This window comes from Neisseria sp. Marseille-Q2251 (assembly GCF_940793045.1).
In the GTDB taxonomy this organism is placed as follows: Bacteria; Pseudomonadota; Gammaproteobacteria; order Burkholderiales; family Neisseriaceae; genus Neisseria.
This window is the reverse complement of sequence record NZ_CALNWV010000028.1, coordinates 25,437-33,543: the sequence shown is the minus strand read 5'-3', so window position 1 is coordinate 33,543 and position 8,107 is coordinate 25,437. Positions and strand designations below refer to the sequence as shown.

Annotated in this window: 8 protein-coding genes; 3 read left to right on the top strand and 5 right to left on the bottom strand. The window is 53.6% G+C overall.

The annotated features are described in order from the left end of the window. Nucleotides 1–144 precede the first annotated feature (144 nt). From AAG834_RS09615 to aroE, 3 genes are all read right to left on the bottom strand, one after another. Entirely contained in the window at nucleotides 145–711 is a 567-nt protein-coding gene (locus AAG834_RS09615; protein ID WP_342031992.1) for a hypothetical protein, read from the bottom strand. 106 nt (nucleotides 712–817) lie between these two features. Then, nucleotides 818–1,519, bottom strand: coding sequence for a monofunctional biosynthetic peptidoglycan transglycosylase (gene mtgA, locus AAG834_RS09610; RefSeq protein ID WP_101810937.1), 702 nt, complete (start codon nucleotides 1,517–1,519; stop codon nucleotides 818–820). A 1-nt stretch (nucleotide 1,520) separates the two neighbouring features. Continuing rightward, a complete protein-coding gene (gene aroE / locus AAG834_RS09605) occupies nucleotides 1,521–2,330 on the bottom strand; it encodes a shikimate dehydrogenase (RefSeq protein ID WP_342031991.1) in 810 nt (269 codons plus the stop codon). A gap of 244 nt (nucleotides 2,331–2,574) precedes the next feature. Here aroE and glnA point away from each other — a divergent pair, with 244 nt between their 5' ends. Beyond that, a complete protein-coding gene (glnA, locus tag AAG834_RS09600; protein ID WP_342031990.1) occupies nucleotides 2,575–3,993 on the top strand; it encodes a type I glutamate--ammonia ligase in 1,419 nt (472 codons plus the stop codon). Between the two features lie 91 nt (nucleotides 3,994–4,084). Here the strand turns inward: glnA and AAG834_RS09595 are convergent, their stop codons facing one another. Both AAG834_RS09595 and AAG834_RS09590 read right to left on the bottom strand, forming a co-directional pair. Further along, on the bottom strand, nucleotides 4,085–5,509 hold the full coding sequence (locus tag AAG834_RS09595; protein ID WP_342031989.1) for a surface lipoprotein assembly modifier: 1,425 nt from the start codon (nucleotides 5,507–5,509) through the stop codon (nucleotides 4,085–4,087). 416 nt (nucleotides 5,510–5,925) lie between these two features. Beyond that, nucleotides 5,926–6,297, bottom strand: coding sequence for a hypothetical protein (locus tag AAG834_RS09590; protein ID WP_311151409.1), 372 nt, complete (start codon nucleotides 6,295–6,297; stop codon nucleotides 5,926–5,928). 252 nt (nucleotides 6,298–6,549) lie between these two features. Here AAG834_RS09590 and lspA point away from each other — a divergent pair, with 252 nt between their 5' ends. Then, entirely contained in the window at nucleotides 6,550–7,068 is a 519-nt protein-coding gene (gene lspA, locus AAG834_RS09585) for a signal peptidase II (RefSeq protein WP_342031988.1), read from the top strand. A 26-nt stretch (nucleotides 7,069–7,094) separates the two neighbouring features. Further along, complete coding sequence (gene ispH / locus AAG834_RS09580) at nucleotides 7,095–8,063, top strand: 4-hydroxy-3-methylbut-2-enyl diphosphate reductase (protein WP_003762667.1); 969 nt, start codon at nucleotides 7,095–7,097, stop codon at nucleotides 8,061–8,063. Nucleotides 8,064–8,107: the final 44 nt, after the last annotated feature.

The window sequence follows — 8,107 nt, the reverse complement described above, 5'->3', positions numbered from 1 at the left end:
GTTCAAGATGAGTTGAACCACCGGCCAAGAAAAACACTTGGCTACGAAACGCCAAGTGTTTTATTCTTGAATCTGTTCAAACCACTGATACACTAGTGTTGCACTTGAAATCCGAATCCAAGGACCTCAAAATCGGATACCTGCTTATTCACTTTCAACCTTCTCTATCTTGCGGCAGGCGATTAAAGATTCGCCGTCGGTGATGCTCATGGAAGTTCGGTTGATATCGAGAATTTGGTAATCGGTGGATTTAAAACTTTTCTTGGCGGCCATTTGTTCACTGAATTTCATATAAGAACGGTCCGCTTCGCGGCCTTTGGTGGTTTTTAAGTTTTTGACGTCAAACAAACGTTCCGAGCCTGCGCTTTCAAAAGTCATGACGATATGCCTGTCGTCTTTGATGCGCCAGAAGCCGTTGTACCATTCCCGATAACGCAAGGGCGCGGCGTCGTTCAGGTTTTCTTCTTTCCACTCAATCTCGATATAGCCTGCCCATAAATGCGCCGGCAGTTTGTCCTTTTGCTGAAACTCAATAAATTTCGGTGCAAACGAATGGATATCGCGCTGCGCTTTCAATTCGCAGCCCCATGCTCCGAAAAGCTGTTCTTCCTGTTTTTGCAGGGGCACTTCGGATTGCGCGGCGGGCGGCGTATTCGTTCCGCAGGCAGTCAGAAGCAATAAAGACAAGAATAAGGGTTTTATTGGTTTCATCTCCGTTCCTCGTTCTCTAAATAACTTACTTCTCCAATTCGTCTACTCACGATTCAAATCGCCCGACAGGCCGTCTGAAACCCCATCACCTGATTTTCAGACGACCTCAATCCATATCGCTTTCAGGCAGCTCCGCCGAACCCATACGGCGCAGGATGATGTTGGTTTTGTTACGCAGGCGTTTGCTTTTGGGGTTGTCGGCGTAAAACAGCGGCGCGGGGACGCGGGCGGCGAGTTTGGCGGCTTGCTGTTTGGTCAGGTTGGCGGCGGGTCTTTTATAGAAATATTGGGACGCGGCTTCTGCGCCGAACACGCCGTAGTGCCATTCGATGGCGTTCAGATACAGCTCGAAAATGCGGTCTTTGTCAGTAACGGCTTCCATCATCGCGGTAATCGCTGCTTCTTCACCTTTGCGGACGTAGCTGCGGCTTTCGTTCAAAAACAGGTTTTTTGCAAGCTGTTGGCTGATGGTCGAGCCGCCTGCTTTGACTTCGCCGCTTTGTTTGTTGCGCTTGATGGCGTATTGGATGCCGCCCCAGTCGAAGCCGCCGTGTTCGGCAAATTTGGCATCTTCGGAGGCAATCAGGGCTTTTTTCAGGTTGACCGAAATGCGGTCGTAAGGCACCCAGCGGTAATCGAGCGCGACATCTTTGCCTTCGCTTTGAAACTGCCGCATCCGCATCGCCATGAAGGCGGTTTTATTCGGCGCGACGGCGCGGTAAGTGATGATGTTGCCGTACACATAAGCGTTGAAAAAGATAAATGCGCCCAAAGGCAGGGCAATCAGCCATTTGATGATGCGGAACATTTTATAACTCTCTCATATATTGGATGACGGGCAGGACATCGGGTACGAAACCGCGCCAAAGCCGGTAGGAAGCTGCCGCCTGTCCGACCAGCATGCCCAATCCGTCGGCGGTTTGTTTTGCGCCTGATTGGCGGGCGAACGCTAAAAACGGCTCTGCCGCTTCGCCGTAAACCATATCGTAAGCCAAGGTGCAATGTTCAAAGATTTTGGGCGATACGGCGGGAAGCTGTCCGCTTAAGCCGCCGGATGTGCCGTTGATGATGATGTCGAAGCCGCCTTCCAGTTCATCCAAAGGTACGGCTTCAATACCGAAATACGCCGCCATTTCCGCCGCTTTGGCGTGGGTTCGGTTAGCGATAACGATGCGCGCGGGGCGGTATTCTTTCAAGACGGGAATGACGCCGCGCACCGCGCCGCCCGCGCCGAGCAGCAAGACGGTTTTACCCGACATTTCCACGCCCAGCCTCTTTGAAATATCGTCCGTCAGTCCGAGTCCGTCGGTATTGTCGCCGCGTATTTTACCGTTTTCCAGCAAAATCAGCGTATTGACCGCACCTGCCGCCAAAGCGCGTTCGGAATGTTCGTCCGACAAGGCAAACGCTTCCTGCTTGAACGGTACGGTAACATTCGCCCCGCGCCCGCCGTTGGCAAAAAACGCTTCGACCGCCTGCGCGAAACCGCCGATGTCGGCGCAAATGCGTTCATATTCGATTTCGACGCCTTCCTGCAAGGCAAACTGCCGATGGATTTGCGGCGATTTGCTGTGCGCGACGGGGTTGCCGAAAACGGCATAACGGGGAATAGTGTTCATAAAAATCCTATCCGGCAGGACAAATGCAAAGACCGCCCATTATAACCGCCTTTGCCGCCTGATACCGCTGTTTTCCAATAATTTGGAATATGTATCAGATTGTTGACAATCAGGTCGTCTGAAACTATATTCCGCAAGTCAGAAATTTAACGGATTTGCGGTTTCAGACGACCTTCTGCGTGATAAAATGCAGCAGATTTTCCGCGAGATTCCGTATCCGTTACTTCCCATTTAGGAGCCGAAAATGTCTATCAAAGACGCAGTAAGACTGATTGAAGAAAGCGAAGCCCGCTTCGTAGATTTGCGCTTTACCGATACCAAAGGCAAGCAGCACCACTTCACCATCCCCGCCCGCATCGTCCTCGACGACCCTGAAGAGTGGTTTGAAAACGGTCAGGCGTTTGACGGCTCGTCCATCGGCGGCTGGAAAGGCATTCAGGCATCCGACATGCAGTTGCGCCCCGACCCTGCTACTGCCTTCATCGACCCCTTCTTCGACGACACCACCGTCGTCCTCACCTGCGACGTTATCGACCCTGCCGACGGTCAAGGTTACGACCGCGACCCGCGTTCCATCGCCCGCCGCGCCGAAGCCTACCTCAAATCCACCGGCATCGGCGACACGGCATACTTCGGCCCCGAACCCGAATTCTTCGTCTTCGACGGCGTAGAGTTTGAAACCGATATGCACAAAACCCGCTATGAAATCACGTCCGAAAGCGGCGCATGGGCAAGCGGCCTGCACATGGACGGTCAAAACACCGGCCACCGCCCTACCGTCAAAGGCGGCTACGCCCCCGTCGCTCCGATTGACGCCGGACAAGACCTGCGCTCCGCCATGGTGAACATTTTGGAAGAACTCGGCATCGAAGTCGAAGTCCACCACGCCGAAGTCGGCACCGGCAGCCAAATGGAAATCGGCACGCGCTTCGCCACCTTGGTCAAACGCGCCGACCAAACCCAAGACATGAAATACGTCATCCAAAACGTCGCCCATAACTTCGGCAAAACCGCCACCTTCATGCCCAAACCCATTATGGGCGACAACGGCAGTGGCATGCACGTCCACCAATCCATCTGGAAAGACGGTCAAAACCTATTCGCAGGCGACGGCTACGCCGGCTTGAGCGACACCGCGCTCTACTACATCGGCGGCATCATCAAACACGCCAAAGCCCTGAACGCGATTACCAATCCGTCCACCAACTCCTACAAACGCCTCGTGCCGCACTTTGAAGCGCCGACCAAACTCGCCTACTCTGCCAAAAACCGTTCCGCGTCCATCCGCATTCCGTCCGTGAACAGCAGCAAGGCACGCCGCATCGAAGCGCGTTTCCCCGACCCGACCGCCAACCCATACTTGGCGTTCGCCGCCCTGCTGATGGCGGGTTTGGACGGCATTCAAAACAAAATCCACCCGGGCGACCCAGCAGATAAAAACCTCTACGACCTGCCGCCGGAAGAAGACGCACTCGTCCCAACCGTCTGCGCCTCTTTGGAAGAAGCCCTCACCGCGCTCAAAGCCGACCACGAATTCCTGCTGCGCGGCGGCGTGTTCAGCAAAGACTGGATCGACAGCTATATCGCCTTCAAAGAAGAAGACGTACGCCGCATCCGCATGGCGCCGCATCCGCTGGAATTTGAAATGTATTACAGCCTGTAATCAACGTTCCCAATCGGGCTAAACGAAAGGTCGTCTGAAAACCTTGTTTCTAGGTTTTCAGACGACCTTTTTTATCGCTCAAAGCAAATCGTCAGAACGTTTTGCTGAGTTCGACAAACATCCTGGTTTTGCCGTATTCGTAGTATTTGTCGTTGCTCCATGTTTTGTGGTGGGCGACGGTCAGGCGCGGGGTGATGCCTTTGAAGTGGAAGGCGCGGTGCCACACGGCGAGTGAAATATCCGCTTCTTTATCGCGGCGGTTTTCCTGACCGCTCAAAAGGCTGGGCGTTTGATAACGGCGTTGCGCCGCACTCAGCCGCAACATGGTGGACAGCCCTTTGCCCCATTCCTGCCCCCATGCGGTACGGAGGCTGTAACGGTCGAAGCTGTCCGATTTGTCTTCTTTATTGCGTTCCTGATAGATGTCGAAACCGCCGACCCAGTATTGACGGGCGTTTCGGTAATAGACGACGGAATTGCTCAGCAGGCGGTTGTTGTTGTCGGATTTGGCGCGGCGGGTGTTTTTCAGACGACCCATTTCAACGGCGCTCAAGGTTTGCAGCTTAGGCTGCCACCAGCGGTTGATGTGCAGGCGCGCACCGCTAGAGTAGGTGTACGGATCGTTGCCGTAGAAGCGGCGTTCGTGGAACGGGGTCAAGCCGATGTCGTTGCGCTGGTCGGCGTAGCCTGCGCCTACTGAGAAGCGAGTGGTCACGTCGTTATACTTGGTTCGTTCGGGATAAACTTTGCCGTAGGTATCCACTCCTGCCGTAACGTACCAGCCTTTGGGCAGCGACCATTTTTTCTCTGCGCCGAGTTGGTAGTTGATGGCGGTGGCGTCGATAGGCTCGGGGAAAGTCCAGTTGCCGTATGTGCGGCGGCTGGGCGCTTGGTTGATATTTTGTTCGCGGGTAACGCTCAATCCGGCGTTGAATTTCCACGAATCGCGCTCGCGCAATGCTTTTCGGTAAGACTCAATGCCTTTGACGAGCGGCTCGGGCAGGTTGGCTTCTGTTTTGAGTTTGTCGAACTGGTCGGCGGCGGCTTCGTTTTGCTTGTCTTCAAACAAAGCGGTGGCAAGCTGCCAGCGGACGACGGGGGCATCGGGGTTTTCGGCGATAAATTGACGGTAATACCCGATGGCTTCTTTCATTTTGCCGTCGTTTTGGGCAACCAGTCCGCGTGCGTAGAGCGCCATGTTTTTATCGTGTCCCGGCCATTGTTCGTAAATCGGCAGGACGACCTTAATGCCCGCGATGTTGCGCGAAACAACGGCGGAATACATGGCGCGGGAAAGCAATTGGGGATTGTCGAGCAGGGTTTTCGCATCGACGTTGACGACTTTTTCAGACGACGTTTCAGCGGCAGGTTTGACCGCTTCTGCTTCGACGGGGTCAGGTTCTGCCGTTTTGACCTGCAACTCGGGAGCAGGCTGGTTTTGAGTCTCTGGCGGCACGTCGGCGGCTTCTGCTGCGGACACGGCGAGCAGGGAGAGGAGCAAGAGTGTTTTTTTCATGATCTTTGCAATGTGTGAACGGTAGTATTGTAGTGATTGCGTCAATATTTTTTATTTGAGATCGGACAACACCATTTATTCTCTTCGGTACTGTTTTGTCTCAATATTATGTTGAGCGCGGATTTTACCGTGTTTTACAGTAAAACAAAATATTGCGGGGGCAAATAAAACGATAGGGCATGATTCAGCTTTGTTCTGTTTCGGTGCAAATCCGCCCTGCCCTGCTGCTTGAATGCCGTTTACCCGATCCTATGCAAAGGTCGTCTGAAAAGAGGTTTCAGACGACCCGTGTTTTCTTCCGAACGGTTCTTACGGATAAAACAGATGTTGTAAAAACCATAAACAATTGTTAACGCCGCCATGCAAAAAGGTCGTCTGAAACCTCTTTTCAGACGACCTTTCGGGTATTTCTCGATTTAGCGTTTGTCCAAGTCTAAATCTGCCTTGTATTCGATGCGGCCGTGTCCTTTGTTTTCGATGGATACGTCCAGCTCTTGTGCTCCGCGTTTGAATTTCAAATCGGCATCATCGTTTCTGATTTCCGATTCGACCACGTGAAAACCTTTGCTGCGCGCGTGGGCGATGACTTTTTTCGCCAAAGACGGAATCGGGTTGCCGCGTGCGGGCAGCTCGGCTTCGTATTCGAATTCGCCGTTGCCCTGACGATCGGCTTTAACCGTATGCGCGCCTGCGGGAAGGTAAATTTCGGCAGGAAGCGGGGCTGCGAAGGCGGTGGCGGAGAAAAGCGCCAAAATACCGGTTGCCAATAAAGATTTTGTTTTAGCCATACTGTATCCTTTCGGGGAAGGCATATAAAAACGCCGCCATGTTATCGGCAAGGCAACACCCTATCAAGCAAATAAACCTTGTTTTACGTATGACAGTGTTTTTGCGCGCAGCGTTTACGCGGTTTTGCGATAACCCTGCAAAACCCTGCGCCTTGCCTGTAATAAAAGGTTTTCAGAAGACCTTTTGAAACACGGCTTTTGCGCTTTCGGGTAAAATAGCCGCTTTGTTTTTATTCAGGCAGCTTCAACCAAATGTCTTCCTCCCTTTCCAAAAAAACCGCCTACCTGCTGATCGCGCTGATCGGCATCACGCTTGACCAACTGACCAAATGGGAAATCCTCGCCCACTTCCAAGAAGGCGAGCGACTCAACATCATCCCTTCCTTATTCGACCTGACCCTTGCCTACAACCCCGGCGCGGCGTTCAGTTTCCTTGCCGACCAAGGCGGCTGGCAGAAATTCTTTTTCTTAGGGCTGGCACTCGTCATCAGCGCCTATCTCGCCCGCGCCATCCTGCGCGACGAGTTCCGCCTTTCGGGCAAAATCGGCGCGGCCATGATTATCGGCGGCGCGCTCGGCAATGCCATCGACCGCTTGATTCATGGTCATGTCGTTGATTTCCTACTGTTTTACTGGAAGGATTGGAGTTATCCTGCATTTAATGTTGCCGACAGCTTTATCTGCGTCGGTGCCGTTTTATTGGTTTTGGACGGACTGTTCCACAAAAAACAACCCAAACCGACCGACGAACCAGCAACCGACAACCCTTAAGGTCGTCTGAAATCCGGACCATACACATGACCCAAAAAACCATCATCCTCGCCAACCCGCGCGGCTTCTGCGCCGGCGTTGACCGCGCCATCAGCATCGTCGAGCGCGCACTGGAAGAATTCGGCGCACCGGTTTACGTCCGCCACGAAGTCGTCCACAACAAATTCGTCGTGGACAACCTGCGCGAAAAAGGCGCAATCTTTATCGAAGACCTAGCCGACGTACCCAAAGACGCCATCCTGATTTACTCGGCACACGGCGTCTCCAAAGCCGTACAACAGGAAGCCGCCGAACGCGGGTTCCGCGTATTCGATGCCACCTGCCCGCTCGTGACCAAAGTCCACAAAGAAGTCGCCCGCCTCGACGCGCAAGACTGCGAAATCATCATGATCGGACACAAAGGCCACGTCGAAGTCGAAGGCACCATGGGACAGCTTCCGCCCGGCAGAATGCTGCTGGTCGAAACCGTTGAAGACGTTGCCGGACTGCAAGTCAAAAACCCCGACAAACTCGCCTACGTCAGCCAAACCACCCTCTCCGTCGATGAAACCAAAGACATCATCGCCGCGCTGAACGCCCGTTTTCCCAACATTCGCAACCCGCATAAAGAAGACATCTGCTACGCCACGACCAACCGTCAAACCGCCGTCAAAGAATTGGCGGAAGAATGCGACATCGTCATCGTCGTCGGCTCGCCCAACTCTTCCAACAGCAACCGCCTGCGCGAAGTTGCCGCCCAACGCGGCGTCGATGCCTACATGGTCGACAACGCCGGCTACCTGCAACGCGAATGGTTCGAAGGCAAACACAAAGTCGGCGTAACCGCAGGCGCGTCCGCCCCCGAAGTTTTGGTCAGAGAAGTCCTGCAAACCATACAGCAATGGGGACACGAAACCATACGCGAAGGCGAAGGTGCGGAAGAAAGCATCGTCTTCGTCCTCCCCAAAGAACTGCGGCGCGAAGGCGAAAACAAACAAATCCTCAACAAAGGTTAAACTGCTTATTCCAGCCTTTTCATCCAAGCGGCAAAACAAAAAGG

Coding starts and splice junctions, on each gene's coding strand:
- ispH (WP_003762667.1), top strand. CDS start 7,095: ATGACCCAAAAAACCATCATCCTCGCCAACCCGCGCGGCTTCTGCGCC.
- AAG834_RS09615 (WP_342031992.1), bottom strand. CDS start 711: ATGAAACCAATAAAACCCTTATTCTTGTCTTTATTGCTTCTGACTGCC.
- aroE (WP_342031991.1), bottom strand. CDS start 2,330: ATGAACACTATTCCCCGTTATGCCGTTTTCGGCAACCCCGTCGCGCAC.
- glnA (WP_342031990.1), top strand. CDS start 2,575: ATGTCTATCAAAGACGCAGTAAGACTGATTGAAGAAAGCGAAGCCCGC.
- AAG834_RS09595 (WP_342031989.1), bottom strand. CDS start 5,509: ATGAAAAAAACACTCTTGCTCCTCTCCCTGCTCGCCGTGTCCGCAGCA.
- AAG834_RS09590 (WP_311151409.1), bottom strand. CDS start 6,297: ATGGCTAAAACAAAATCTTTATTGGCAACCGGTATTTTGGCGCTTTTC.
- mtgA (WP_101810937.1), bottom strand. CDS start 1,519: ATGTTCCGCATCATCAAATGGCTGATTGCCCTGCCTTTGGGCGCATTT.
- lspA (WP_342031988.1), top strand. CDS start 6,550: ATGTCTTCCTCCCTTTCCAAAAAAACCGCCTACCTGCTGATCGCGCTG.